Consider the following 24,804-nt stretch of genomic DNA (forward strand, 5'->3'; position numbering starts at 1 on the left):
GTCGATCCCTTCTACAGGTCGGCGGGGGCGGCCAGCCGGCCGACCACGGCGGTGGCGGCGGCCACCGGCGGCGAGACCAGGTGGGTACGCCCACCCCGGCCCTGACGGCCCTCGAAGTTGCGGTTCGAGGTGGAGGCGGAGCGCTCGCCGGGCTTCAGCGTGTCGGGGTTCATGCCCAGACACATGGAGCAGCCCGCGAACCGCCACTCGGCCCCGGCGTCGGCGAAGACCTTGTCCAGCCCCTCGGCCTCGGCGGCCTCGCGTACGGCGGCGGAGCCGGGCACCACGAGCATCCGGACGCCCTCGGCGACCCGGTGGCCACGCAGCACGTCCGCGGCGGCCCGCAGGTCCTCCAGGCGGCCGTTGGTGCAGGAGCCCACGAAGACCACGTCGATGGGCAGCTCCCGCAGCGGGGTGCCGGGGCGCAGGTCCATGTACTCCAGGGCCCGGCGGGCCGCGGTGCGCTCCGAGTCGGTGACGAACTCCTCCGGGTCCGGCACCGGGGCGCTCAGCGGGGCGCCCTGCCCGGGGTTGGTGCCCCAGGTGACGAACGGGGTGATCTGGCTGGCGTCCAGGGTCACCTCGGCGTCGAAGCGCGCGCCCTCGTCGGTGGGCAGCGTCCGCCACCACGCCACCGCCGCGTCCCAGTCCGCGCCCTGCGGCGCGTTCGGTCGACCCTTGAGGTACGCGAAGGTGGTCTCGTCCGGCGCGATCATGCCGGCCTTGGCGCCCCACTCGATGGACATGTTGGCGATGGTCATTCGCCCCTCCATGGAGAGGGCGCGGATCGCCTCGCCGCGGTACTCGACGATGTGCCCGCGACCCCCACCCGTGCCGACCTGCGTGATCAGCGCGAGCACCAGATCCTTGGCGGTGACGCCGGGCGCGAGGCGGCCGGTGACGTTCACGGCCATCGTCTTCGGCCGGCTCTGCGGCAGCGTCTGGGTGGCCAGTACGTGCTCCACCTCGCTGGTGCCGATGCCGAAGGCGAGCGCGCCGAAGGCGCCGTGGGTGGCGGTGTGCGAGTCACCACAGACGATCGTCAGGCCCGGCTGGGTGAGACCGAGCTGCGGGCCGATCACGTGCACGATGCCCTGGTTGTCGTCGCCGAGCGGGTGCAGCCGCACCCCGAACTCGGCGCAGTTGCGGCGCAACGTCTCGATCTGCGTACGCGACGTGGGGTCCGCGATGGTGAGCAGGTCACCACGGCGGAGGCGGAACGCCGGGTCGGCGTACCCGGTCGGGGTGTTGTGGTCCTCGGTCGCGAGGGTCAGGTCGGTACGACGCACCCGGCGCCCGGCGAGCCGCAGCCCGTCGAACGCCTGCGGGCTGGTCACCTCGTGCAGCAGGTGCAGGTCGATGAAGAGCAGGTCCGGCTCACCAGCGGCGGACCGTACGACGTGCGCGTCCCAGACCTTCTCGGCCAGGGTCCTCGGCTCAGGAGTGACTCCCACCATCTGGACATCCTAAATTCTGGGAGGTAAGTTTCGGCTTGTGGGACACAGTATGAGCGGTGTCGGCGTTCTCGACAAGGCGGTGGTCATCCTGGCCGCCTGCGTGGACGGCGCCAGCCTGGCCGAACTCGTTGAACGCACCAAGCTGCCCCGGGCCACCGCACATCGGCTGGCCCAGGCCCTGGAGATCCACCGAATGCTGGTGCGGGACACCCAGGGCAGATGGCGGCCCGGCCCCCGCCTGGGCGAGTTGGCCAACGCCGCACCGGACGTTCTGCTGACCGCCGCCGAGCCACTGCTGGCCGCGCTGCGCGACGCCACAGGTGAGAGCGCGCAGCTCTACCTGCGCCGCGCCGACGAGCGGATCTGCGTGGCGGCGGCGGAGCGCGCCAGCGGCCTACGGGACACCGTTCCGGTCGGCTCGGTGCTGCCGATGACGGCCGGCTCCGCGGCCCAGATCCTGCTCGCCTGGGAGCCGCCGGAGGCGGTGATGCCGCTGCTGCCGCGCAGCAAGTTCACCGGCCGCACCCTCGCCGAGGTACGCCGTCGTGGCTGGGCGCAGAGCGTCGCAGAGCGGGAGGCCGGTGTGGCGAGCGTCTCCGCCCCGATCCGCGACCGCACCGGCCGGGTCATCGCCTCGGTCAGCATCTCCGGCCCGATCGAGCGCCTGGGTCGCCGCCCCGGCGAACGCCACGCCATGGCCGTGGTGAGAGCCGGCCAACGCCTATCCGGCCTCTGACCACCCCCGGCCCCTCCCCCTCTTTCCCGCGTTGATCATGAAGTTATTGCCATCGACCTCGGCGTTTCGTGACAACAACTTCATGATCAACAGGAGGTGAGCGGGGGACGAGAAAGGCTCATCTCGCGGAGCGAGATGAGCCTTTGGTTGTAGCCCCGACCGGATTCGAACCGGCGCTACCGCCTTGAGAGGGCGGCGTCCTGGGCCGCTAGACGACGGGGCCAGAACTTTCCGTTCACCACCCTCGCAGGCGGTGCGACTGTAGTCTAGCGGCACCGTACCCGGGCGCGAGCGCGGGGTGCGGGGTCACCCGTGCGCCCGGCGGCGGACCGGAACGAGGCCGGCGGCAGACACGAAACAGCCCGCCTCAGCACCGGCGGCGGACACGAAACAGCCCGCCTCACCAGGTGAGACGGGCTGTGCACGATGTAGCCCCGACCGGATTCGAACCGGCGCTACCGCCTTGAGAGGGCGGCGTCCTGGGCCACTAGACGACGGGGCCAGAACAAACAACTTGCTCCCCCACCTCACCGGCGGAGGAGCTGCACTCTACCGAAGACCCGACTCCGCCCCTTCGGGGCGGAGTCGAACTCCGTCAGAATCCAGCGTCTGGAAATTCTCGCGAATTCCAGCAGCGCTGGGGTACCAGGACTCGAACCTAGACTAACTGAACCAGAATCAGTCGGGCTGCCAATTACCCCATACCCCATTGGCCCCTTGCGGCGCCGGGAGTGAACTTTACCCTCCCGGTGCCGGCAGGCCAAATCCGATCCCCCCGAACCACCCGTGAGCTGTGGAAACAGGGGCATCAGACGGATCAGGCGACGGGAACCACCGGGTTGGTGAGCTCGCCGATGCCGTCGATCCGCACGGTGACCGTATCCCCCTCGACAAGCGGGCTAACCCCGGCCGGAGTGCCGGTGAGAACGACGTCGCCGGGCAGCAGAGTCATCACGTGCGAGATGTACGACACCAGACCCGGCACGTCGAAGACCATGTCCTTCGTCCGGCCGAGTTGGCGTACCTCCATCTCCTCCGGGTTGCGACCCACCTCACAGCGGATCTCCAGGTCGGACACGTCCAGCCCGGTGGTGATCCACGGGCCGATCGGGCAGAACGAGTCGAAACCCTTGGCCCGGGTCCACTGCCCGTCCGAACGCTGCAGGTCCCGAGCGGTGACGTCGTTGGCGCAGGTGTAGCCGAAGATGGCGCGTTCGGCGGCGGCCCGGTCGGCGCGGCGCGCGCCCGGCGCCCCGATCACGACCGCCAGCTCCGCCTCGTGCTCGACCTGCTTGGAGAAGATCGGCAGTCGGATGGCGTCCCGGGGGCCGATCACCGAGGTGGACGGCTTGAGGAAGAGCATGGGCTCCTTGGGCACCTCGTTGCCGAGCTCGGCGGCGTGGTCGGCGTAGTTGCGACCGACGCAGACCACCTTGCTGGGCAGGATCGGCGAGAGCAGCCGGACGTCGGAGAGGGCCCAGCGGGCCCCACTGAAGGAGAGTTGGCCGAACGGGTGGCCCTCGATCTCGGCGATGGTCAGGCCCTGCGGCCCGGCCTCCGGTTCGCCTTCGACGGCACCGAACGACATTCCCTTGGCATGGGCAAAACGAGCGATACGCACCCCGCCAATCTAGCCCCGCCGGCACCCCCACCGGCCAGGACCGGCCCTCCGGTGTGCTCAACCCGTCACCGCGCGGCACCCTACCGGAGCTGGAGGTGACCGGGGCGGGCTTCCGGAATTCGTACCCGCACGGAGGCGGCTCGCCCCTAGCGTCGGCTCCGGAGGTTCGTTCGTATGCCTGCATCGACACGACACCACAGAGCCCTCGCAGTGTTCGTGCACTGCCTCGGCATCCTCGCCGCCGTGCCGGCCCTGCCGACGGCGGCTCCGGAGGCGGCGGCCGCGCCACGACCACCGGCCGCCACTCCGCGGCCAACGGCTGCCACACCGGCGCCACCGGCTGCCACACCAGCAGCAGCGGCCACCCGGCCGCCGGTGGCGATGGTCGCGCGGGTGGCCGAGCCCACCCCGCCCTCGGCGCCACCGGCGATGGCACCGCCGACCCGGGCACCGGCGTCCGCGCCCCCGCAACAGGTCACGGTGGCGGTCGCGACGGAGAGCAGCCCGGCACCGAGGTACCGGATCCAGGTGCGCAACGTGAGCAACTCGCCGCTGGAGACCACTGTGCGTCAGGAACTGCCGGCCGGTTCGTCGACGACCGCGATCAGCGGTGGTGGCCGCCGGTCCACCCCGGCCGGCGGATCGGCCACCGAGGTGACCTGGCGGTTGCGGCTGCCCGCGCACAGCACCACCACGCTGGGCACCGCGCTCGCCGCGACCGCGCCGGGCCGTCCGCTGACCGCGCCGACCTGCGCGTTCACCAGTGACGGCAGCCGGCCGTACGACTGCGCCACGGCCACCTGGCAGGCGGCGGTGGCACCGGCGGCCGAGGTGACCGAAGCGCCGCCGTGGCGCCGCTACCCGGTGCTGCTCGCCGGACTGGCGGTCCTGCTGCTGATCAGCTCCGCCCTGCTGTGGGTGTGGCGACGTCGGCGCGGGCGTCGGGTGACGGCTGCCGCACTCGCCACCGGCGGCGGGGCCGAGGGTGGCCGCGGGACGGTCTATCCCCGGCCGGCAGCCCCGAGCCCGGTGCGGCGTCGGCGTACCCCTCCGGTCTGGATGTTGGTGGGCGCCGCCGTCGTGGTGCTGGCGGCTGTGGTCGGCACCGCGGGTTGGACGGCGACCCGGCAGGTCGCGTCGATCGACACGCAGAAGCAGCCCACCAGCGGCGCGTGGATGGGCACCGGGGTCACCGGGTCGATGGGCGTGCCGTTGCGCGAGTCGGCGTTCGAGTTCACCGTGTACCGGATGATCTGCGGCGCGCCCGGCACCGCGGGCAAGCCCGACGGCGGTGGCGCCGCACCTGCCAACGGCCGACGCTGCGAGGCGACCGTGGGCGTGCGCAACGTCACCGGCGACCACCAGCCCTGGCACAGCGAGCTGCAACGGGCGTACCTGCCCGGTGGCCGCTGGGTGAGCGCTGACGAGTCGGCCACCCGGACGGCGAACCTGGGTCGGGACGTCTTCGCCGACCCGATGGCGGCCGGCACCCGGATGGTGCTTCCGCTGGTCTTCACAGTCGATGGGCGGGATCCGCCCCAGCAGCTGGAGCTGCGCAGCGGGGTGTTCTCCGCCGGGGTCCGGGTGCAGATGCCCTGACCGGTGTCTGGGCGGCGGTCGTACCCTGGGGTGCGTGACCGCCGCCCTCGCCCCCGCCGTGCTCGATGTGGCGCAGTGGCAGGCCCGCCGGCGGGCCCACGAGGAGCGGGTGGACGTCTGGCTGACCCCGCACCTGGCCCGGCGGCGACGCGGTGAGCGGCATCCGGTGGCCGACTTCCTGTTCACCTACTACTCGCACCGCCCGGCCCAGCTGCGTCGCTGGCACCCGGGGCCCGGGGTCGAGCTGCGGGACGCCGATCCGGCCGAGTTCGGCCGCGACTACCGCGCCGGTGCCGCCGGGGTCACCCTCGACACCGATGGGGTACGGGCCCGGCGCGGCGAATCGATCGCCTGGGTCCGCTCCCTGTTGGCGGCGACGCGTGGACGGGCGCCGCACTTCGGCTGCTTCGGGATGCACGAGTGGGCGATGGTCTACCGGCAGACCCGGGAGGAGCTGCGGCACAACGCCTGGCCGCTGCGACTGAGCGCGGAACGCACCGCCGAGGTCGTCGAGGAGCGGGGCGTGCGGTGCAGCCACTTCGACGCGTTCCGGTTCTTCACCCCGCCGGCCCGCCCGTTGAACCTGCTCACCCCGACCCGGGAGACGCAGCACGCGCACGAGCAGCCGGGCTGCCTGCACGCCAACATGGATCTGTACAAGTGGGCGTACAAGCTGTCGCCGTTGGTCTCCTCGGAGCTGGTGGCCGACGCGTTCGACCTGGCCCGGGACATCCGCACGCTGGACATGCGGGCCAGCCCGTACGACCTGGCGGCACTCGGCTACCCGCCGGTGCGGGTGGAGACTCCGGACGGCCGGGCGGAGTACGCGGCGGCGCAGCGCGGGTTCGCCGAGCGGGCCGCGGCGCTGCGCGACCGGCTGCTCGCCGCCGTCCCGGCCTGACCCGGGTCGGCCGCTCAGGTTGCCGGGCGGGTGCGCAGGCCGTCGATGAGCAGCGCCACCACCGCTTCCATGTCGTCGTCGAGGCCGGGCTCGTTCCAGTCGGCCCGGTGGGCCGGGTGGTGGAACCGGGCGGTGGCCTGCAACAGGGCCCGGCCGGCCACCGCCGGGTCGGGCACGGAGAATTCGCCGGCCGTCACCCCGTCCGCGACGATCAGGCTGAGTTGACCGGCGAGGACCTCCAGGTGGGTGGCGACCGCGCCCTCGGAGAGGGTGGCGAGCTGGTGGAAGTTGTCGAACAGCTCGGGGTCCTCCCGCGCCATCCGGCGTTTGGTGCCACTCAGCTCCGCCAGCCATCGACGCAGCCGTCGCGGAGCCGGGTCGGGCCCGGTGGCCACCTCGATCAGCGGGGTGGACACCCGGGCCAGCCACCGTTCGGCGACCGCGTCGCGCAGCGCCGCCTTGCTGGCGAAGTGCCGGTAGACGCTGCCGTGGCTCACGCCCAGCGCGCGGGCGACGTCCAGCACGGTGGCCTTGGCCGGCCCGTAGCGGCGCAGCACCTCCTCGGCGGTGTCGAGGATGCGGTCGGCCGTCAGGGCGGTGGCGTCGCTCATCGCCCCAGCCTTCCTGACGGCGCTGCCGGCCGTGGCGCGACCCCCAGCCGGCGGACGCGCCACGGCCGGGTGGTCACGCCCGCTCGCTGTCCAGGTGGGCCATCTGCGCCTCGTCGTAGCGAGTTCCGGCGGCCGCGCCCGCGGGAATGGCGGCTTCGATGGCAGCGAGGTCGGCCTCGGTGAGTGTGATCGCCGCGGCCCCCAGTGCCTCGGTGAGCCGGTCCCGGCGGCGGGCGCCGATCAGGGGCACGATGTTCTCGCCGCGGGCGAGCACCCAGGCGATGGCGATCTGCGCCACGGTGACGCCCCGGGGTTCCGCGATGGCGCGCAGCGCGTCCACCAGGGCCAGGTTGCGGTCCAGGTTGTCGCCGGAGAATCGGGGCAGGTGGCTGCGGAAGTCGGCGTCGGAGGTTTCCCGCCGCGTCGTCCAGTGGCCGCTGATGAGCCCGCGGGACAGCACCCCGTAGGCGGTGATCCCGACGCCGAGCTCGCGGGCCGTCGGCAGGATGTCGGTCTCCGGGTTGCGGGAGATCAGCGAGTATTCGATCTGCAGGTCGGTGATCGGGTGCACGGCGTGCGCCCGGCGCAGGGTTTCCGCGCTCACCTCGGACAGACCGATGTGGCGGATGTGACCGGCCTTGACCAGCTCGGCCAGGGCGCCGACCACGTCCTCCACCGGGACGTCCGGGGAAAGCCGGGCCGGGCGGTAGATGTCGACGTGGTCGGTGCCGAGACGGCGCAGGGTGTACGCCAGGAAGTTCTTGATCGCGGCGGGGCGGACGTCGACGCCGTTCCAACCGCCGTCGGCGTCGCGCAGAGCGCCGAACTTCACGCTGATCAGGGCGTTGTCGCGGTTGCGGCCGCGCAACGCGTCGCGCAGCAGCAGCTCGTTGTGCCCCATGCCGTAGAAGTCGCCGGTGTCCAGCAGGGTGATGCCGGCGTCCAGTGCGGCGTGGATGGTGGCGATGCTCTCGGCCTCGTCGGCGGCACCGTAGAGGTCCGACATGCCCATCAGGCCGAGCCCGAGCGCGGAGACGGTCGGACCGGTGGTGCCGAGGGTGCGGGTGTTCATGGGGTGTTCCTCTCACCTGGGTGACATGCTGAGCGTACACCCTTTGGGTAACAGATTTCAGATTCTGTCACCCCATATTCGAAGGAACCCCGGCGACGGAGGGACTGATCGGGTGGTTTGTTACTCGCCGTCTGTTCGACGGTCGCGCTTGCGCTGGGACTGGCGCTTCTTCTCGGCCAACCGGCGCTCCTTCGCCCCACGGGACGGGCGGGTCGCTCGACGAGTCGGAGGTGGGGGCTCGGCGGCCTCCCGCAGCAGGGCGGTCATCCGTGCCCGGGCCGCCTCCCGGTTGGCCAACTGGGCCCGGTGCTCGCTGGCGGCGATCGTCAGCACCCCGTCAACGAGGCGGTTGGCCAGCCGGGCCAGCGCCCGCGACCGCAGCCAGTCGGGCACGGCGGGCGAGTTGGCCAGGTCGTAGCTGAGCTCGACGCGGGAGTCCGCAGTGTTCACACCCTGCCCGCCCGGCCCCGAGGAGCGGGAGAACCGCTCCCGTAGCTCTCCGGCGGGGACGACCCACCGGTCGGTCACCCGCAGTCCGTCGTCCACGTCCCGAGGCTAACCCGCCACGGGCTGCCGGGGGTTATCGGTGCGGAGGCTCGCTCTGGGTTGGGGACGTACTGGGCGCCGGCCCGGCGGTCTCCTCGTCGGAGCCGACGGCCGCGTACGCCACCGCGCCGAAGAGCAGCAGCCCGATCACCGCGGCCTTCACGGCGACGCCACGGATCAGCGACCAGGCGCCCCGGCGGGCGCCTGGCACCGATTTCTTGACGGTCTGGTAATCGTTCCACCCGCGTCGTGCCCGGGCGTACGCCGACCCCACTGCACATCCGATGACCAGGCCCACCAGCAGGAGGACCGTGAGAAGAGGACGCTCCACCTCCGCCAGTATCCATACCGAGCGTAATATTTCCATGGTCCGATGCCGTCCGGCCGGATATCTGACAGTGGCAGCCCCGGTAAGGGCGTTCGGGCAGTTCAGCCGCCCTTGCCGATGATCGTGTCCGCGGTCTGCTGCACCTGGTCGATCGGGATGGCGAACCCGATGCCGATCGAGCCGTTTCCGTCGATGGTGGCGATGGCGGTGTTCACCCCGACCACCTCCCCGCGCGCGTTGACAAGTGGCCCACCGGAGTTGCCGGGGTTGATGGACGCGTCGGTCTGCACCGCGCTGTGCCGGTTGTTGCCGAGCCGCACCTGCCGGTCCAGCGCGCTGACGATGCCCGCGGTGACCGTTCCCGCAAGGCCGAGCGGCGAACCCACCGCGAGGACCGGCTCACCGACCCGGGTCGCGCCCGGCTTGGCCAGGGGCAGCGGGGTGAGACCGGCCGATGCGGGCACCTTCAGCACCGCCAGGTCGCTGCGCGGCTCCCGTCCGACCACCTCGGCGGCGAACCGCCGGCCGTCGGGCAGTTCCACGGTCACCGGCCCGCCACCCCCCTTGGCCAGGATGTGGTCGTTGGTGATCAGGTGCTGCTGGTCGTCCACGGCGAAGCCGGAGCCGGTCGCGGACCCGCCGGTCGTGGACCCGCTGGTCGCGCCGCCGGCCAGCACCGACACCACACCGGGTACGGTCCGCTCGGCCGCCGTGACCAGCTCGGCCGGCACCGGGGCGGCGGACGCGGCAGCCGGCCCACCAGCCCCGTCCCGGCTGGCCACCACGCCACCGGCGAGAGCACCGGAGACGGCCGAGACCGCCACCACGCCCAGCACGGCGAGCAGCCGCCCGGGCCGCCGCCCGCCCGGGTCACGCTCGGGCGCGTCCCACCACCCGCGCCCGTCCGGGTCGAGTTCCGGCGAGATGAACCAGGGACCGCGCGGTTCGCCCAGTCCGGTCTGCACTGCCATGCGTACTCCTCACGGTCGACGTCGGTTGTGCTCGGCGGTCAGGGCAGTCGGGAGAACCAGCGCATCGAGCCGGCAGCGGCGCCCATCGCGAACACCAGCCCGAGGCCGATGAACCGGGCCGAGACGTCCTGCCGCTCCGTGCGGTAACCGACCGAGCTGCCGATGTCGTCGTACACGGCGCGCAACTCGTCGGTGGTGCTGGCCTCGTGGAACATTCCGCCGGTCTCCTCGGCGACCGCCTTGAGGGTCTGGCCGTCCACCGGCACCTGGATGGGCCGGCCACCGCGATCGACGAACCCGGACGGTGTGCCGAACGAGATCGAGTGCACCGGCACCTCCGCCTTCACCGCTTCCGCGGCCGCCTCCATCGGGTCCATCCCGGAGGTGTTCGCGCCGTCGGAGAGCAGGATGATCCGGGCGGGCGGGGTCTCCTTCGCGGCTTCGCTGTCCAGGCTCTTGACCGCGCCGAGTGAGGTGTTGATGGCCTCGCCGATCGCGGTGCCCTGGACGCCTGTGATGCCCTCGGCGAGCCGGTCGATCCCCTCGTCGAGAGCGTCCCGGTCGGTGCCCGGGGGCACCAGCACGGCGGCGCTGCCGGCGAACGCGACGAGACCCACGTTGAACTCGTCGGGCAGGCCCTCCACGAAGCGCCGGGCAGCCTCCTTCGCCGCGGCCAACCGGTCCGGGTCGACGTCGGTGGCGAGCATCGACGTGGAGACGTCGACCGCCACCATCACCGTGGCCCGTTCCCGGGGCACCCGGACCTCGGCGCTCGGGCGGGCGAAGCCGACCACGAGCAGCGCCAGCATGGCCAGGAAGAGCCCGGCCGGTACGTGCCGACGCCAGGCGGGCCGCTCCGGCGCCACCCGGTCGAGCAGCCGCAGGTTGGTGAAGCGGACCGCGTAGCGGCTGCGTCTCCGCTGCATCACCAGGTACGCGACGACCAGGGCGAGCACGCCGAGCAGCAGCCAGAGTCGCAGCGGCGACTGCCAGATCACGCGGCACCTCCCCGGGGCTGGCCGACCGGCGCGGCGGCCAGCCGACGCTGGGTGTGCACGTGCCGGACGATGTCCGCACTCCAGTCCCCGTCGGTGCGCAGCGCGAGGTGGGTGGCCCCACTGCGGCGTAACGCCTGGTGGACCTGTTCGCGTTGGGCGGCGGCGGCCTGCGCGTACCGCTCCCGCAGCCCACGGTCCGATGTGCACACCTCGCGGTGCCGGCCGGTCTCCGGGTCGACGAGCGTGATCAGGCCGACGTCCGGCAGCTCCAGCTCACGCGGGTCGGTCACCTCGATCGCCAGTACCTGGTGTCGGACGGCCAGCCGGCGCATGGTCCGCTCCCAGGGCGCTGCCTGGCCGGGATCGTCGGGTAGGCCGTCGAGGAAGTCGGAGACCACGACGACCAGCCCACGCCGGTTGGCGATGCGGTGCAGCGCGTCGAGGCCGTCGGCGAGATCGGGCGGTCGGGCCGTCGGCCCACGCCACGGCCGGTCGGTGGGCGCGGTGGCCCGTGGGGCGGCGAGCAGCGCGCGGAGCAGGGCGAGCAGATGGGTACGCCCGCTGCGGGCTGGGAAGCGGCGTACCCCGTCGGCGCGCAGCACCTGGGCGCCGAGGCGGTTGCCGACGCCTGCGGTCAGGAAACCGACCGCCGCGACGGCGGCCACCGCCAGTTCCCGTTTGTCCAGCTCGGCGGTGCCGAACTCCATGCTGGCGCTGCCGTCGACGAGCAGCCAGGTGGTCAGTTCCCGGTCGGCGTCGACCTGCCGGACGTGCGGAACCGCGGTCCGGGCCGTCACCGCCCAGTCCATCCGGCGGACCTCGTCCTCGCCCGGCCGGTATTCGCGACTGCCTGACGGTTCACTGCCCGGACCGGGCAGCAGACCGCGGTACTGGCCGTGCAGCAGGCCGTTCAGTCGGCGTGTGACGGTCAGCTCCAGGCGGCGCAGGCGCTGGTCCGGGGCCAGCTCGGCCAGGCCGGGGTCGGCGGACGCGGTGGTGGCGCGTCTCATGCCGCCGCCAGGTCCGGTGTCTGCTGCGGGTGTCCGGTGGCCAGCCGGGGCGGCGGTACCGCCTCGACGAGCCGTCGCACCAGGCTCTCGGCTGACACCCCGTCGGCCACCGCGTCGAAGGAGAGCACCAGCCGGTGGGCGAGGACGTCGACGGCCAGGTCACGGATGTCTTCGGGCAGCACGTACTCCCGCCCCCGCAGCAGGGCCTGTGCCCGGGCGGCCGCGACCAGGCCCAGGGTGGCCCGAGGGCTGGCCCCGTACGCCAACAGTGGGGCGATCTCCGGCAGACCGAACCGGCCCGGGTCGCGGGTGGCGAGGATCAGCCGCACCACGTACTCGGCCAGCGCGTGGTGGACGAAGACCCGCTCGGCGTGCACCTGGAGGTCCCGCAGCCGTTGCGCGTCGAGCACCTGGCGCGGGGTCGGCCGGTCGGTGCTCATCCGGTAGAGGATGGCCAGCTCGTCGGCGTCGCTGGGGTAGTCGACCACCACCTTCATCAGGAACCGGTCGCGCTGCGCCTCCGGGAGCTGGTAGACCCCCTCCGACTCGATCGGGTTCTGGGTGGCCAGCACCAGGAACGGCTCCGGGACCGGCCAGCTTCGTCCGCCGATCGAGACCTGCCGTTCGGCCATCGCCTCCAGCAGCGCCGACTGGACCTTGGCCGGGGCCCGGTTGATCTCGTCGGCCAGCACCAGGTTGGCCATGATCGGGCCCAGTTCGATGTCGAAGGTCTCCTTGGACGCCCGGTAGATCCGGGTGCCGACGATGTCGGAGGGCACCAGGTCGGGGGTGAACTGGATCCGGGAGAAGGTGCCGCCGACAACTGTCGCGAGGGTCTGCGCGGCAAGTGTCTTGGCCACGCCGGGCACCCCCTCCAGGAGGCAGTGTCCGTTGGCGACCAGGGCGGTGAGCAGGCGTTCGACGAGGCGATCCTGCCCGACGATCACGCGTTTGACCTCGAAGAGGGTCTGTTCCAGCTCGATGCCGGTCGGCTCCGGATCGACCGGGCTGGGCATGCTGGCCAGGGTGTCCGAGATGTCCGTCACGGTGCTTGCTTCCCGGGCACACGCCCGGCAAACGTCGGATTGTGCGGGCCGGACCGGCCCGGAGTGGCCGGAATGGGGATGAGCCGCGCGGAAGGGTGACGACCGTCGCGAGTCAGTCGAGGGGCGGACAACGGACAGTGACCGACCATGGAGTGCCCGACCGGGTACGAACCGGTCGAGGACGGCACTGGTGGACCGTCGACCGGGCCGTGGCGCCGTCGACCGTGCTGATCCACTCGGGTTTCACGGAAGTCGGGGTGTCCCCCGCTCAGGACACAGCGACTTTCAGGAAAGCGAGTGGATCAAGGCTGAGCGGAGGTGTCTGCGGCACGAGGTCCGGCCCCCGCGCCACAGGCAACGGGGGCCGGGTGTCGGTTCGGTCAGGGCGTGTGGGTGAGCAGGGTGAAGCCCAGGTCAGCCGGGGTCCCGGCCGAGTTGCGGGTCTGCACGAAGACCGCGTTGGGCGTGCTCAGCCGGGGCGCGACCGAGATCTCGCCGGCCGGCGGGATGCAGCAGGCGTCGGACCGCGAGATGGTGGCCAGGAAGGCACCGGCCGAGACGGTGTAGCCGAACTGCACCTCGTACTGGCCGGGGCCGTACTTGATCACGGTGCCGGTGCCACGCGCCTTGGTGCCGTTGGAGTTGACGACGGTGAAGGCGTTGGTGGCCACCAGCGTGGTGGCCGCACCCGCCTTCAGCGCGGCCTTAGCCTTGCGCGCCGACTCGGCGGTGACCGGAGGCTGCGCGTTCGTGTGGCGTGCCGCCGGTTGGACGGCCTCCTGCGGCGCCTTCGCCGACGGCTGGGCGATAGCGATGCCCCCGCCGGCGAGACTGAGCCCCAGGACGGCGAACGTGACCGCTGCCGCCTTACGTCGGAAGGATGTGGTCATGACAGGTCCCCCTTGTGTGAGCGTGCGAATTCGGCCGACCCGCGGGGGCGGGACGGATGACTGCCAATAAATAGGCGTACGACGGCAACGTGGGTGGGGGAAAGCTGATTCACTTACACCCGACGAGGTTGATTTCTCGACGATCTACATCCCCCCTGAGCTGCGGTTACTACTCAGAGTTGCGTCGTTTAAGCCAGATGGAACGTAGCACCGGAAAAAGCCGTCAGTCAATAGTTGATCTCGCTTTTCCGAGGTGTCAACCAGCTGTCAGATAATTGTGAAATGTGAGCCCACCGCCATTCATGAAATGGCTTCGCGGGGCCCGACTAGGATCATCGCCGTGATCATCGACGCTCCGCCCGCGCGCCGGAACGCTCGGCTCGGCACTGTGCTCTGCTGGCTTGCCGTCGTACCCACAGCACTCTGGGCGGTTGCCCGACTGCTCGGCCTGGACCGGGGGCCGTTGGTGCAGGCGCTCGCCTTCACGCCGTACGTCGCGGGCGGCAGCGTGCTGGTCCTGGGCCTCGCGCTCGCCCTACGGCGTTGGTGGCCGGCGGCGCTCGCGGCCCTGGCGGCGGTGGCGTTGCTCGGCACCGTCACACCTCGGGCGCTGGCCAGCCCGCAGCCGGCGGCGGCCGGGCCGACCGTGCGGCTGCTCACCGCCAACCTGCTCGCTGGCGCCGGTGACGCGGGAACACTTGTGGACCTGGTCCGCCGGCACCAGGTGGACGTGCTCACCGTGCAGGAGTTCACCCCGGACGCGCAGGCCGCTCTGGATCGGCTCGGCCTGGACACGCTGCTGCCGCACCGGCAGCTCAACCCGGAAATCGGCACCGCCGGCTCCGGGCTCTACTCACGGTGGCCGCTCACCGACGTCGGCGTCCGGCGCAACCTCGACGGTTGGGGCTTCACCCAGGCGTACGCGACGGTGTCCGTCCCCGGCGGACCCCCGGTCCGCGTCGAGTCGGCCCACCCCTCGGCGCCGTACGCGCTGGACCAGGTGGACGCCTGGCGTGCCGACCTGACCGCCCAACCACCGGCCACCCCGGACGGTGGCTTACGGATCCTCGCCGGGGACTTCAACGCGACCCTCGACCACGGCCCACTGCGGGCCCTGCTGCGCAGCGGTTACGTCGACGCCGCCGACGCCACCGGGCAGGGCCTGATCGGCACCTGGGGTCCGTACGACGGCGACCTCATCCCACCCGTCACCATCGACCACGTCCTGGTCGACCACCGCATAGCGATCCACTCGGTGCGGGTGTTCGCCCTACCCGGCAGCGACCACCGCCCCGTCCAAGCCACCCTCACCCTCCCCGCCCCCTGACCGAGGGCGGGGAGGCGGAGAGTCAGACGGAGGCGGGGGCCAGGCCGTAGGTGAGGGCGTCCACCAGGGCGTGCCAGCTGGCCTCGACCACGTTGGGGTGGACGCCGACAGTGGTCCAGTCTCGGCCGCTGTCGTCGGAGGTTTCCAACAGCACCCGGGTGACCGCGCCGGTGCCGTGGCTGCCCTCCAGGATGCGCACCTTGTAGTCGGCCAACTCGAAGTCGCGCAACTGCGGATAGTGCCGCGTCAGCCCCACCCGCAGCGCCTCGTCGAGCGCGTTGACCGGGCCGTTGCCCTCGGCGGTGGCGATCACCCGCTCACCGCGAACCCGGATCTTGACGGTCGCCTCGGAGACGACCGCGCCGTCCTCGCGGTGCTCGACCAACACCCGGTACGACTCCAGGGTGAACGGTCGAGCCGGACTGCCCTCCGGCAGCTCGGAGCGGACCAGCAACTCGAAGGAGGCATCGGCCGCCTCGAAGGACCAGCCCCCCGCCTCCAACTCCTTGACCCGCTTGGTGACCCGGGTCAGGGCGTCCGGGCTGCCGGCCAGGTCCAGGCCGAGCTCACGACTCTTGAGCTCGACGCTGGCCCGACCGGCCATCTCGGTGATCAGGATCCGCATGTCGTTGCCCACCACCGACGGGTCCACGTGGTTGTAGAGCAACGGGTCGACCTTGATCGCGCTCGCGTGCAACCCCGCCTTGTGGGCGAAGGCAGCGGCCCCGGCGTACGCCTGGTGGGTGTCGGGGGCGATGTTGGCGATCTCGGCGATGGCGTGCGAGACCCGCACCATCTGCGCCAGGCAGCCCTCCGGTAGGACGGGCATGCCGAGCTTGAGCTGAAGGTTGGCGACGACAGCGAAGATGTCGGCGTTGCCCGGGCGCTCGCCGTACCCGTTGGCGGTGCCCTGCACATGACGGACACCCGCCTCGACGGCGGCGATCGTGTTGGCCACGGCGCACGCTGTGTCGTTCTGCGCGTGTATGCCGAACAGCGCGGGGTCGACGCCGAGTCGGTTGGTCAGGTCGACGATCGCGGCGGTCACCTGGGACGGCAGCATGCCGCCGTTGGTGTCGCAGAGCACCATCCGCTCGGCGCCCGCGGCGAGTGCGGCCTGCACCACGGCCGTGCCGTACGCGGGGTCGTGCCGGTAGCCGTCGAAGAAGTGTTCGCCGTCGACGAAGACCCTTCGGCCCTCGCGGACGAGGTGGTCGACGGTGTCGTGGATCATCGCGAGGTTCTCCGCGCCGGTGGTGCGCAGCGCACGCTCGACATGCCGGATGTCGGCCTTGGCGACCAGGGCCACCGCCGGCGTCTGCGCGTCCAGCAGGGCGCGCACCTGGGGATCGTCCGCGACCGGGACCCCGGCCTTGCGGGTGGCGCCGAACGCGACGAGTACGGCGTGCCGCAGGTCCAGCTCGGTGCGGGCGCGGCGGAAGAACTCGGTGTCCTTGGGTACCGCGCCCGGCCAGCCGCCCTCGATGAAGCCGACGCCGAACTCGTCGAGCAGCCGGGCCACGGCCAGCTTGTCGACCACTGAGTAGGTGAGCCCCTCGCGCTGGGCGCCGTCGCGCAACGTGGTGTCGAAGACCTGGAACGTCATCAGGATCCTTTCTCGGAGCAACAAAAAGACCTCCCGCGGATGCGGGAGGTCTGCGCGCTCGGCAGAGGGGAGAGCCGGCGCGCTAGGTCGCAATAATCAGGGCGGTGCTGGTCACGATGGCCACTCTGCCACCCCTCCCCTGGGTTTGGGAGGAACAAACCACATAGCGGGACGGTGATGGCCGCCGCTCCGCGTACGAAGGAGGACCTGTGCTCACAGCCGGTGACCGCTTCCCCGAGGACGAACGCACCGCCTGCGTACCGCTGGACGCGGATGCGTTCCTCGCCGCCGGCGGGGTCTGACCATGGGCCTGGACGCGATCAAGGCGGCCCTGCCGGAGTACGCCAGGGACATCGCGCTCAACCTGGGCACCACCATCGGGACCGCGGCGTTGACCCCGGCGCAGAGCTGGGGCACGGCGCTGGCCTGTGCGGTGACCGCCCGGAACCCGGTGGTGCTGCGGGAGATCGCGGCCGAGGCGCTCGGACACCTCGGGCCGGAGGGTGTCGAGGCGGCCAAGGGCGCCGCGGCGATCATGGCGATGAACAACATCTACTACCGGGCCAAGCACCTGATCGGCGACGAGCAGTACGCCTCGATGCCGGCGCGACTGCGGATGCAGATCATCGCGAGGCCGGGGGTGGACAAGGGCGACTTCGAGCTCTGGTGCCTCGCCGTGTCGGCCATCGCCGGCTGCGGGGTGTGCCTGGAGTTGCACGAGAAGAAGTTGCGCGGCAGCGGCTTCACCCGCGAGCAACTGCACGAGGCCCTGCGGATCTCGGCCGTGGTGCACGCCGCAGCTGTCACCCTGGACGCCGAGGCCGCACTGGCCTGAGCGGGTACGCCCCGACGGGCCGATGCCGCACCTCGCGGCTCGGCCCGTCGCCGTGCCGTGGCCTGTCGCCGTTTCCGGCCCCCGACAGCCGGGTAGCTCCTGCGGAGACATGAGTTGATCGGTGACAGTCAGGAGTGAACGGCATGGACAGGATCGATCCGCACGCCACCCACGCCGGGCCGGACCCGCTGCGCGGCGGCGACCAGGGCACGGTGCCCGGCGGCGCGCCGGCCGGCACGTTCGACCCCTGGCGCTACCGGGACCAGGCCGGCGTGGCCGACGCCGACCTGGTGGGCTACAAGGTCGAGGCCACCGACGGTGGAATCGGCAAGATCGACAGCGCCAGTCACGAAGTGGGCGGCAGCTACCTGGTGGTGGACACCGGGCCGTGGATCTTCGGCAAGAAGGTGATGTTGCCGGCCGGCACCGTCAACCAGGTCGACCACGACCAGCGCACCGTCTCCGTCGACCGGACCCGGGATCAGATCAAGGCCGCCCCCGAGTACGACGAGACCAGCCACAGCGACCCGAGCTACCGGGATCAGCTCGGTGGCTACTACGACGAGACGTACGGCGCGCTTCCGCCCGGCACCGCACGGTGACTGTTCGACCCGACGGCCGGTGGGGCGCTGCCTCACCGGCCGTTACCGTGTGAGCGTGGACGTCACCGAGGACAACAGCCAGCTCTCGCTCCCCGCCACCTTCAACTTCCGCGACGTCGGCGGCTACGTCGGCCACGACGACCGATCCGTACGCCGAGGCCGGCTCTACCGCTCCGACTCGCTGCACCGCCTCACCGAGCAGGACCGGGACGCGTTCGCCGCGATCGGGATCCGCACCGTCATCGACCTACGCCGCCCCGCCGAGGTGGAGCGGGACGGCCGGGTGCCGGCGTACCAGGGACTGACCTACCGGCACATCCACCCTGAGCACGCCGACTGGGCGGGTACGCCGCACGAGGAGGGCGCGAGCCTGGCCCGGTACCTCGCGGACCGGTACGCCGACCTGGCCCAGACCGGCACCGCCGGGCTGGCCGAGGCGGTCGGGCTGATCGCCGACTCCGCCAACGCCCCGGTGGTGGTGCACTGCGTCGCCGGCAAGGACCGCACCGGCATCGTCTGCGCGCTCACCCTCGCCGTACTCGGCGTCGACGACGCGGACATCACAGCGGACTACGCGTTGAGCAGTGCGGCGTCGGCCCGGTACAGCGCCTGGCTGGCCTCGGTCACCCCGGGCGGGGTGGACGTTCCGGCGCCGTTCCTGAGCTCACCCGCCGAGGCGATGCAGATTTTCCTGGACGAGCTGCGCGCGGGGCACGGTTCGGTCGAGGCGTACCTGCGCCACGCCGGGGTGACCGACGAGCAGCTGGCCGCGCTCCGTGACCACCTGCTCGACGAGCCCACCAAGGCGTAGCCCACTGACGGGCAGGGCCGACTGCGCCGGCCCGTCCGGGTGGACGGGCCGGCGCGGCGACGGAGGTCAGAAGACCCGCTGCACCCAGCCGTGCGGGTCGGCAGCCTTGCCTCGCTGGATGTCGACAAGCTGCTGACGCAGGGCCATGGTGACCCGGCCGGGCTCGCCACCACCGATCAGGAACTCGCCGTCCGGGAAGCGGACCCCACCGATCGGGGTGACCACCGCCGCGGTGCCGCAGGCGAACACCTCCCGGAGGCGACCGCTGGCGGCGTCGGCCTGCCAGTCGGCGAAGCTGACCGGACGCTCCTCGACCTGGTGCCCGGCCGCGCCGGCCAGCGTGAGGACGGCGTCGCGGGTGATGCCCGGCAGGATCGTGCCGGTCAACGGCGGGGTGACCACGGTGCCGTCGTCGTAGACGAAGAAGACGTTCATGCCGCCCAGTTCGTCGACGAACCGGCGCTCCACCGCGTCCAGGAAGACGACCTGGTCACAGCCGGCCTCGATGGCCTCCGCCTGGGCCGCCAGCGACGCGGCGTAGTTGCCGCCGCACTTGGCGGCGCCGGTGCCACCGGGCGCGGCCCGGGTGTAGTCCGGGGAGACCCAGACGGTGACCGGCTTGACGCCACCGGTGAAGTAGGCCCCGACAGGTGAGGCGATCACCATGTAGAGGTATTCGTTGGCCGGGCGGACGCCGAGGAAGACCTCGCTGGCGAACATGAACGGCCGCAGGTAGAGGCTGCCGTCCTCACCGGTGGGGATCCACTCCCGGTCGATCTCGATGAGCTTGTGCAGCGAGTCGACGAACACCTCCGGCGGCAGCACCGGCATCGCCATCCGCTGCGCGGAGGTGGCGAAGCGGGCCGCGTTGGCGTCCGGCCTGAACATCGTCACGCCACCGTCGGCCGTCCGGTACGCCTTGAGCCCCTCGAAAATCTCCTGCGCGTAGTGCAGCACCGCGCTGGCCGGATCCATCGGGATCGGGCCTCGCGCCTCCACCCGGGCGTCGTACCAGCCCTTGCCGTCGGCGTAGCGGACGGTGACCATGTGGTCGGTGAAGACGCGGCCGAACCCGGGGTTGGCCAGCAGGGCGGCCCGATCGGCGGCGGATACCGGCGCGGCATTCGGACGGATCTCGAAGTCGAGCTTGTCACCACCGCTCATCGCGCTGACCTCCCTGCGAAACAACGGCATGCGGGACCGCACACCGACATGGCTGTGCCAGAAACTTACCCCGAACGGTCGTTCAGCCGGTAGCGCCGGGCCGGCCTGCCCGGGCCGACCAGGCCCCGGGCCGGTCGGCTCTCGGGCCGGGAGGGTCAGGCTACGGCGTGGGCCGCGAGCCGGTCGCCGACCTCTTCGGTACGCAGCGTCACGCCCGGAACCCGGCCGGCCAGCTCGGCGGCGACCGCCGCGTTGACCCGGGCGGCGGACTCGCTGTGCCCGAGCTGCTCCAGCAGCAACGCGGCGGAGAGCACTGCGGCGACCGGGTCGGCGATGCCCTGCCCGGCGATGTCCGGCGCCGAGCCGTGCACCGGCTCGAACATCGAGGGGTACGCCCCCTCCGGGTTGATGCAGCCGCTGGCGGCCAGCCCGATCCCGCCGGTGACGGCCGCGGCGATGTCGGTGAGGATGTCGCCGAAGAGGTTGTCGGTGACCACCACGTCGTAGCGCTGCGGCTGGGTGACCAGGAACATGGCCGCCGCGTCGACGTGCTGGTACTCGGTGGCGACGTCCGGGTGCTCGGCGGCGACCGCGTCGAACGTGCGTGCCCAGAGCGACCCGGCGTGGGTCAGCACGTTGGTCTTGTGCACCAGGGTGACCTTGCGCCGCTCCCGGCGGCCGGCGCGGGCGAACGCGTCGCGGATCACCCGCTCCACGCCGTGCCGGGTGTTCAGGCTCTCCTCGGTGGCGACCTCGGCCGGGGTGTCCCGGTGCAGGGAACCACCGGCGCCGGCGTAGAGCCCCTCGGTGCCCTCACGCACCACCACGAGGTCGACCTCGCCCGGCTTCACGTTGCCCAGCGGGCCGGCGACCCCGGGCCAGAGCCGGGACGGGCGCAGGTTGACGTACTGGTCGAAGGCGAAGCGGAGCTTGAGCAGCAGGCCCCGCTCCAGCACACCCGGCGGGACCGTCGGGTCACCGACCGCGCCGAGCAGGATGGCGTCGTGCCCGGCGAGCTCGGCCAGGACCGAGTCGGGCAGCACCTCTCCGGTACGGTGCCAGCGGGCGGCGCCGAGGTCGTACTCGGTGGCCTGCACGTCGGGCAGCACCGCGTCGAGGACCTTGCGGGCCTGCGCGACCACCTCGGGCCCGATGCCGTCTCCGGCCACCACCGCGATCCGCGCCACGACCGCACTCCTCTGCTCAACGGTTCCGTTCGGGCAACGGTACGTCGCCGTCCCGCCTCCCGGTACGCTGCGTCCACCATTTGGGACACGGGAATGCACAGGTCTCTCTCAGCTGGGACTCATGGGGCGGTCATCTCCGCTGCCTACGGTAGTGGTCAGTGGGTCGCGGGGGCCCGCTGACAAACGGGGTCGCGATGACGCGGCGCCACGTGCGAGGGGGCAGATGCGATGCGCATCGACGAGCAGCCACGGACCCGCTGGCCGGACCCGTCCGCGTTCCGCAACCGCCGGCCGGACCTTCGACTCGGCAGCCGCCGGCACCGGATCGACCCGGCCACGGCCACCGAGGGCCGGATCGCTGTGCAGCACACGGTACGCACCGCGACCGCCGAGTACACCCTGCTGCTCAACGCCCCCGAGTGGCTCGGCCGCCGGGGCGTGGGCGAGGCGCTGCGGGACAGCGTCGCCGAGCTGCGCGCCATCGACCTCACCTACGGCCCCAACCGACCGGAGAGCCTGGTCTCCCGGCTGCGTCGGGGCGAGATCAGCCCGGATTCGTATCCGCCGCTCGCCGATCTGGTGGACCGCTGCGCAGCGATGCGGGCGGCCACCGACGGGTGGTTCGACGCCTGGGCGGTGCCCGGCGGTTTCGACCCGGGTGGCCTGCTCGGCGGTTGGGCGGTGGAACGCGCCGCGGAGCGGCTGCGCGCCGCAGGCATCCACGACTACGCCGTACTCGCCGGCGCCGACCTCGTCGTCCGGGGCCGCGCGCCGCACGGCGGCCCCTGGCGGGTCGCGGTGCACCACCCGACCGCACCCGAGCGCGCGCCGCTGGTGCTGGAGATGACCGCCGGCGCGGTCGGCACCTCCGGGGTGACCGGGCGGCAGGGGCACGTGGTGGACCCGCACACCGGCGAGCCAGCTGATCAGCTCGTCGCCGCCACAGTGGTGGGCCCCGACCTGGCGATCGCCGACGCCTACGCCACCGCGCTCTACGCGGCCGGCCCCACCGGCCTGGCGTGGTTCCGGGGCAACTCCGACTATCGCGCACTCTTCGCACACCGTCGCTGAACGGAACGTCGCCGTGGTCGGGCCCGCGATCGGCCCCCACGGTCTCGGCAACGACAGTGGGGGCCGGTCAGCGACGAGTGCGCGTGGCTCGCACAACCGAGGGGTGCGGACCGGTCGGGCCGGACGTCGACCGCGCCACCCGAAGACGGGCCGGCGCCTCGAACTCGGCCAGTGACCGCAGTGCGTACGCTAGCGAATCGACGCAACTCGACGCAAGAGTCTCCACACCGGACCGTCCCGAACGGAGACTGCGACGATCGGCGATTGACCGACGGCGAGGCAGTTTCGACATGGTGAACGGCGGATGGCACGCTATCGGCCGTGAGTTTCGATCTGAGCGTGTGGGCCCTGGAGGACGGGGCGACGCCTGAGGACGTGCGGACAGCGGTCGACGGTTGCCGGCAGGGGCGGCACGTGGACCGCTACCCGGACCCGCGGGTGGTCGGCTTCTACCGGGCGATCACCGCCTCCTATCCGGACCGGCACCCCGGCCCGAACAGCCCGTGGGCGGTGGCGCCGCTGCACGCGGCCCACGACCACGTCGAGCTGAACCTGCACCCGACCTGCGCGGACCAGGTGCTACTGGACATCGAGCGGTTGGCCGGCGAGCACGGGCTGATGCTGTTCGACCCGCAGGACGGCTCGGTCTACCCGCCCCCGGCGCGACTGCCCGGCTGACCGACCGGCGGCACGGATGGGAAATGACGAGGGGCCCGGCGGATCGCCAGGCCCCCCAAGGTATTTGCCGTCTACTACTCGTCGCGCAGGTCGGCGGCGCTGGCCGCGGTGGCGCCGATCGACTCGGCGGCCGAGGTGAGCAGGTCGGCGCCGAGCGCCTGGTCGACGGTGAGCGTCATCAGCGTCTCGCCGCCCGCCTCCCGACGAGCCACCTGCATGGCGGCGATGTTGATGCCCGACTCGCCGAGCAGGGTACCGACAGTGCCGACCACACCGGGCCGGTCGGCGTAGCGCAGGAAGAGCAGGATGCCCTCCGCGCCGATCTCCACGTCGAAGCCGTCCACCTCGGTCAGCTTCAGCACGTCCCGAGCGCCGGAGTGGGTGACCGTGCCGGAGACACTCACCGTCCGGCCGTCCGGCAGCGCGCCGCGCACGGTGACCAGGGTCGGCTGCTCGGCCGTCTCGGCCAGGGTGGACAGGGTGACCTCGACGCCACGCTCGGCGGCCAGGTGCGGGGCGTTGACGTAGGTGACCTGCTCCTCGACCACGGAGCTGAACAGGCCCTTGGTGGCGGCGAGCTTGAGCACCGACACGTCGTGGCTGACGATCTCACCGCGGACCTCGACCGTGACGCTGGCGGCTACCCCACCGGCGACCGCGGTGAACGCCCGGCCCAACTTCTCCGCCAGCGGCAGCAGCGGCCGAACGTCCTCGGCGACCACGCCGCCGGCCTGCACGTTCACCGCGTCCGGGACGAACTCGCCCTGCAACGCCAGCTTGACGCTCTTGGCCACGGCGAGACCGGCCTTGTCCTGCGCCTCGTGGGTGGAGGCGCCCAGGTGCGGGGTGGCCACCACGTTGTCGAAGGCGAACAGCGGCGACGAGGTGCACGGCTCCTTGCTGTACACGTCGACACCGGCGCCGGCGACCCGACCCTCGGCGATCGCGTCCGCGAGCGCCTGCTCGTCGACCAGCCCACCACGGGCGGCGTTGACGATGCGAACGCCGGGCTTGACGATCGCCAGCTCCTTCTCACCGATCAGCCCCACCGTCTCCGGGGTCTTCGGCAGGTGGATGGAGATGAAGTCGCTCTCCCGCAGCAGCTCCTCCAGCCCGACCAGGCGTACGCCGAGCTGCGCCGCACGGGCCGGCTGGATGTACGGGTCGTACGCGATCAGCCGGGTGCCGAACGCGGCGATGCGCTGCGCGAACAGCACCCCGATGCGACCGAGCCCGACCACGCCGACCGTCTTGCCCTGCACCTCGACGCCTGTGTACTTCGACCGCTTCCACTCCCCCGCCTTGAGCGCGGAGCTGGCGCTCGCGGTGTTGCGGGCGACGGCCAGCAGCAGTGCGACGGCCTGCTCGGCGGCGGAGACGATGTTGGAGGTGGGCGCGTTGACGACCATGACGCCCCGCGCGGTGGCGGCCGGCACCTCGACGTTGTCCAGCCCGACGCCGGCCCGGGCGACCACCTTGAGTCGCGGCGCGGCGGCGACGGCCTCGGCGTCGATCTGGGTCGCGCTGCGCACGATGACGGCGTCGGCCTCGGAGAGCGCCGAGAGCAGGGCCGGACGGTCGGTGCCGTCGACGTGACGGACGTCGAAGTCGTGGGCGAGCACCTCGATGGCGGCGGGGGCGAGTTCTTCGGCGATCAGTACGACAGGATTCATCGGTCCTCGTAGAGGTCGTGTTTGCGATCGGCCCGGGCGGCCGGGCGCCGCACTGCGCCCTGCG

At 72.0% G+C, this 24,804-nt stretch carries 24 protein-coding genes and 3 tRNA genes; 9 read left to right on the top strand and 18 right to left on the bottom strand.

Features of this window, described 5'->3' with window-relative positions:
- Positions 1 to 11: 11 nt before the first annotated feature.
- Positions 12 to 1,457, bottom strand: coding sequence for a 3-isopropylmalate dehydratase large subunit (gene leuC, locus ABZU74_RS04045; RefSeq protein ID WP_355418310.1), 1,446 nt, complete (start codon positions 1,455 to 1,457; stop codon positions 12 to 14).
- Between the two features lie 49 nt (positions 1,458 to 1,506).
- Here leuC and ABZU74_RS04050 point away from each other — a divergent pair, with 49 nt between their 5' ends.
- Positions 1,507 to 2,193 (top strand): IclR family transcriptional regulator, encoded by a 687-nt coding sequence (locus ABZU74_RS04050; protein ID WP_007456408.1) that lies wholly within the window; start codon positions 1,507 to 1,509, stop codon positions 2,191 to 2,193.
- 150 nt (positions 2,194 to 2,343) lie between these two features.
- Here ABZU74_RS04050 and ABZU74_RS04055 read toward each other — a convergent pair.
- From ABZU74_RS04055 to ABZU74_RS04070, 4 genes are all read right to left on the bottom strand, one after another.
- Positions 2,344 to 2,416, bottom strand: a tRNA-Glu gene (locus ABZU74_RS04055).
- Positions 2,417 to 2,622: 206 nt separating this feature from the next.
- Positions 2,623 to 2,695, bottom strand: a tRNA-Glu gene (locus tag ABZU74_RS04060).
- Positions 2,696 to 2,830: 135 nt separating this feature from the next.
- Positions 2,831 to 2,902: transfer RNA gene (locus ABZU74_RS04065), tRNA-Gln, on the bottom strand.
- 108 nt (positions 2,903 to 3,010) lie between these two features.
- Positions 3,011 to 3,814, bottom strand: a complete 804-nt coding sequence (locus ABZU74_RS04070; protein ID WP_355418312.1) for a fumarylacetoacetate hydrolase family protein — start codon at positions 3,812 to 3,814, stop codon at positions 3,011 to 3,013.
- A 174-nt stretch (positions 3,815 to 3,988) separates the two neighbouring features.
- Between ABZU74_RS04070 and ABZU74_RS04075 the strand changes: the two genes are divergently transcribed.
- Positions 3,989 to 5,413 (top strand): hypothetical protein, encoded by a 1,425-nt coding sequence (locus ABZU74_RS04075; protein ID WP_355418314.1) that lies wholly within the window; start codon positions 3,989 to 3,991, stop codon positions 5,411 to 5,413.
- Positions 5,414 to 5,447: 34 nt separating this feature from the next.
- Positions 5,448 to 6,314 (top strand): 3-methyladenine DNA glycosylase, encoded by an 867-nt coding sequence (locus ABZU74_RS04080; RefSeq protein WP_355418316.1) that lies wholly within the window; start codon positions 5,448 to 5,450, stop codon positions 6,312 to 6,314.
- 14 nt (positions 6,315 to 6,328) lie between these two features.
- Here ABZU74_RS04080 and ABZU74_RS04085 read toward each other — a convergent pair whose 3' ends face one another.
- The 9 genes from ABZU74_RS04085 to ABZU74_RS04125 form a co-directional block, all read right to left on the bottom strand.
- Positions 6,329 to 6,925, bottom strand: coding sequence for a TetR family transcriptional regulator (locus ABZU74_RS04085; protein WP_355418318.1), 597 nt, complete (start codon positions 6,923 to 6,925; stop codon positions 6,329 to 6,331).
- 73 nt (positions 6,926 to 6,998) lie between these two features.
- A complete protein-coding gene (locus ABZU74_RS04090) occupies positions 6,999 to 7,997 on the bottom strand; it encodes an aldo/keto reductase (protein ID WP_355418320.1) in 999 nt (332 codons plus the stop codon).
- 120 nt (positions 7,998 to 8,117) lie between these two features.
- On the bottom strand, positions 8,118 to 8,543 hold the full coding sequence (gene arfB / locus ABZU74_RS04095) for an alternative ribosome rescue aminoacyl-tRNA hydrolase ArfB (RefSeq protein WP_355418322.1): 426 nt from the start codon (positions 8,541 to 8,543) through the stop codon (positions 8,118 to 8,120).
- Positions 8,544 to 8,577: 34 nt separating this feature from the next.
- Positions 8,578 to 8,874, bottom strand: coding sequence for a hypothetical protein (locus tag ABZU74_RS04100; protein WP_355418324.1), 297 nt, complete (start codon positions 8,872 to 8,874; stop codon positions 8,578 to 8,580).
- Between the two features lie 98 nt (positions 8,875 to 8,972).
- Positions 8,973 to 9,842, bottom strand: a complete 870-nt coding sequence (locus ABZU74_RS04105; RefSeq protein WP_355418326.1) for a trypsin-like peptidase domain-containing protein — start codon at positions 9,840 to 9,842, stop codon at positions 8,973 to 8,975.
- Positions 9,843 to 9,880: 38 nt separating this feature from the next.
- Positions 9,881 to 10,840: a VWA domain-containing protein gene (locus ABZU74_RS04110; protein ID WP_355418328.1), complete on the bottom strand. Its 960-nt coding sequence runs from the start codon at positions 10,838 to 10,840 to the stop codon at positions 9,881 to 9,883.
- A complete protein-coding gene (locus ABZU74_RS04115; RefSeq protein ID WP_355418330.1) occupies positions 10,837 to 11,850 on the bottom strand; it encodes a DUF58 domain-containing protein in 1,014 nt (337 codons plus the stop codon). The genes ABZU74_RS04110 and ABZU74_RS04115 overlap by 4 nt, the downstream gene beginning before the upstream one ends.
- A complete protein-coding gene (locus ABZU74_RS04120; protein ID WP_355418332.1) occupies positions 11,847 to 12,896 on the bottom strand; it encodes a MoxR family ATPase in 1,050 nt (349 codons plus the stop codon). Before ABZU74_RS04120 ends, ABZU74_RS04115 begins: the two co-directional genes overlap by 4 nt.
- A gap of 380 nt (positions 12,897 to 13,276) precedes the next feature.
- Positions 13,277 to 13,786, bottom strand: a complete 510-nt coding sequence (locus tag ABZU74_RS04125) for a hypothetical protein (RefSeq protein ID WP_355418334.1) — start codon at positions 13,784 to 13,786, stop codon at positions 13,277 to 13,279.
- A 388-nt stretch (positions 13,787 to 14,174) separates the two neighbouring features.
- Here ABZU74_RS04125 and ABZU74_RS04130 point away from each other — a divergent pair, with 388 nt between their 5' ends.
- Complete coding sequence (locus ABZU74_RS04130) at positions 14,175 to 15,113, top strand: endonuclease/exonuclease/phosphatase family protein (protein ID WP_355419127.1); 939 nt, start codon at positions 14,175 to 14,177, stop codon at positions 15,111 to 15,113.
- 22 nt (positions 15,114 to 15,135) lie between these two features.
- Here ABZU74_RS04130 and cimA read toward each other — a convergent pair whose 3' ends face one another.
- Entirely contained in the window at positions 15,136 to 16,719 is a 1,584-nt protein-coding gene (gene cimA / locus ABZU74_RS04135; RefSeq protein ID WP_355418336.1) for a citramalate synthase, read from the bottom strand.
- A gap of 304 nt (positions 16,720 to 17,023) precedes the next feature.
- Here cimA and ABZU74_RS04140 point away from each other — a divergent pair, with 304 nt between their 5' ends.
- The 3 genes from ABZU74_RS04140 (at position 17,024) to ABZU74_RS04150 (ending at position 18,967) form a co-directional block, all read left to right on the top strand.
- Positions 17,024 to 17,554, top strand: coding sequence for a carboxymuconolactone decarboxylase family protein (locus ABZU74_RS04140; protein ID WP_355418338.1), 531 nt, complete (start codon positions 17,024 to 17,026; stop codon positions 17,552 to 17,554).
- Between the two features lie 143 nt (positions 17,555 to 17,697).
- Positions 17,698 to 18,156: a PRC-barrel domain containing protein gene (locus ABZU74_RS04145; protein WP_141908179.1), complete on the top strand. Its 459-nt coding sequence runs from the start codon at positions 17,698 to 17,700 to the stop codon at positions 18,154 to 18,156.
- Positions 18,157 to 18,211: 55 nt separating this feature from the next.
- Positions 18,212 to 18,967, top strand: a complete 756-nt coding sequence (locus tag ABZU74_RS04150; RefSeq protein ID WP_355418340.1) for a tyrosine-protein phosphatase — start codon at positions 18,212 to 18,214, stop codon at positions 18,965 to 18,967.
- A gap of 66 nt (positions 18,968 to 19,033) precedes the next feature.
- On the opposite strand, the gene ABZU74_RS04155 is transcribed toward ABZU74_RS04150, so the two are convergent.
- Positions 19,034 to 20,131, bottom strand: coding sequence for a branched-chain amino acid aminotransferase (locus tag ABZU74_RS04155; RefSeq protein WP_355418342.1), 1,098 nt, complete (start codon positions 20,129 to 20,131; stop codon positions 19,034 to 19,036).
- A 155-nt stretch (positions 20,132 to 20,286) separates the two neighbouring features.
- The gene (locus tag ABZU74_RS04160) at positions 20,287 to 21,318 is read right to left on the bottom strand and encodes a 3-isopropylmalate dehydrogenase (RefSeq protein WP_355418344.1); all 1,032 of its coding nucleotides are present in this window, start codon (positions 21,316 to 21,318) and stop codon (positions 20,287 to 20,289) included.
- Positions 21,319 to 21,546: 228 nt separating this feature from the next.
- Between ABZU74_RS04160 and ABZU74_RS04165 the strand changes: the two genes are divergently transcribed.
- Entirely contained in the window at positions 21,547 to 22,389 is an 843-nt protein-coding gene (locus tag ABZU74_RS04165; protein ID WP_355418346.1) for an FAD:protein FMN transferase, read from the top strand.
- A 321-nt stretch (positions 22,390 to 22,710) separates the two neighbouring features.
- Positions 22,711 to 23,067 carry a hypothetical protein gene (locus tag ABZU74_RS04170; RefSeq protein ID WP_355418348.1) on the top strand — a complete coding sequence of 119 codons (357 nt, stop codon included), beginning with the start codon at positions 22,711 to 22,713 and terminating at the stop codon, positions 23,065 to 23,067.
- Between the two features lie 74 nt (positions 23,068 to 23,141).
- On the opposite strand, the gene serA is transcribed toward ABZU74_RS04170, so the two are convergent.
- Positions 23,142 to 24,740, bottom strand: coding sequence for a phosphoglycerate dehydrogenase (gene serA / locus ABZU74_RS04175; RefSeq protein WP_355418350.1), 1,599 nt, complete (start codon positions 24,738 to 24,740; stop codon positions 23,142 to 23,144).
- Positions 24,741 to 24,804 lie beyond the last annotated feature (64 nt).

This window comes from Micromonospora sp. NPDC005171, from assembly GCF_040608575.1.
In the GTDB taxonomy this organism is placed as follows: domain Bacteria; phylum Actinomycetota; class Actinomycetes; order Mycobacteriales; family Micromonosporaceae; genus Micromonospora.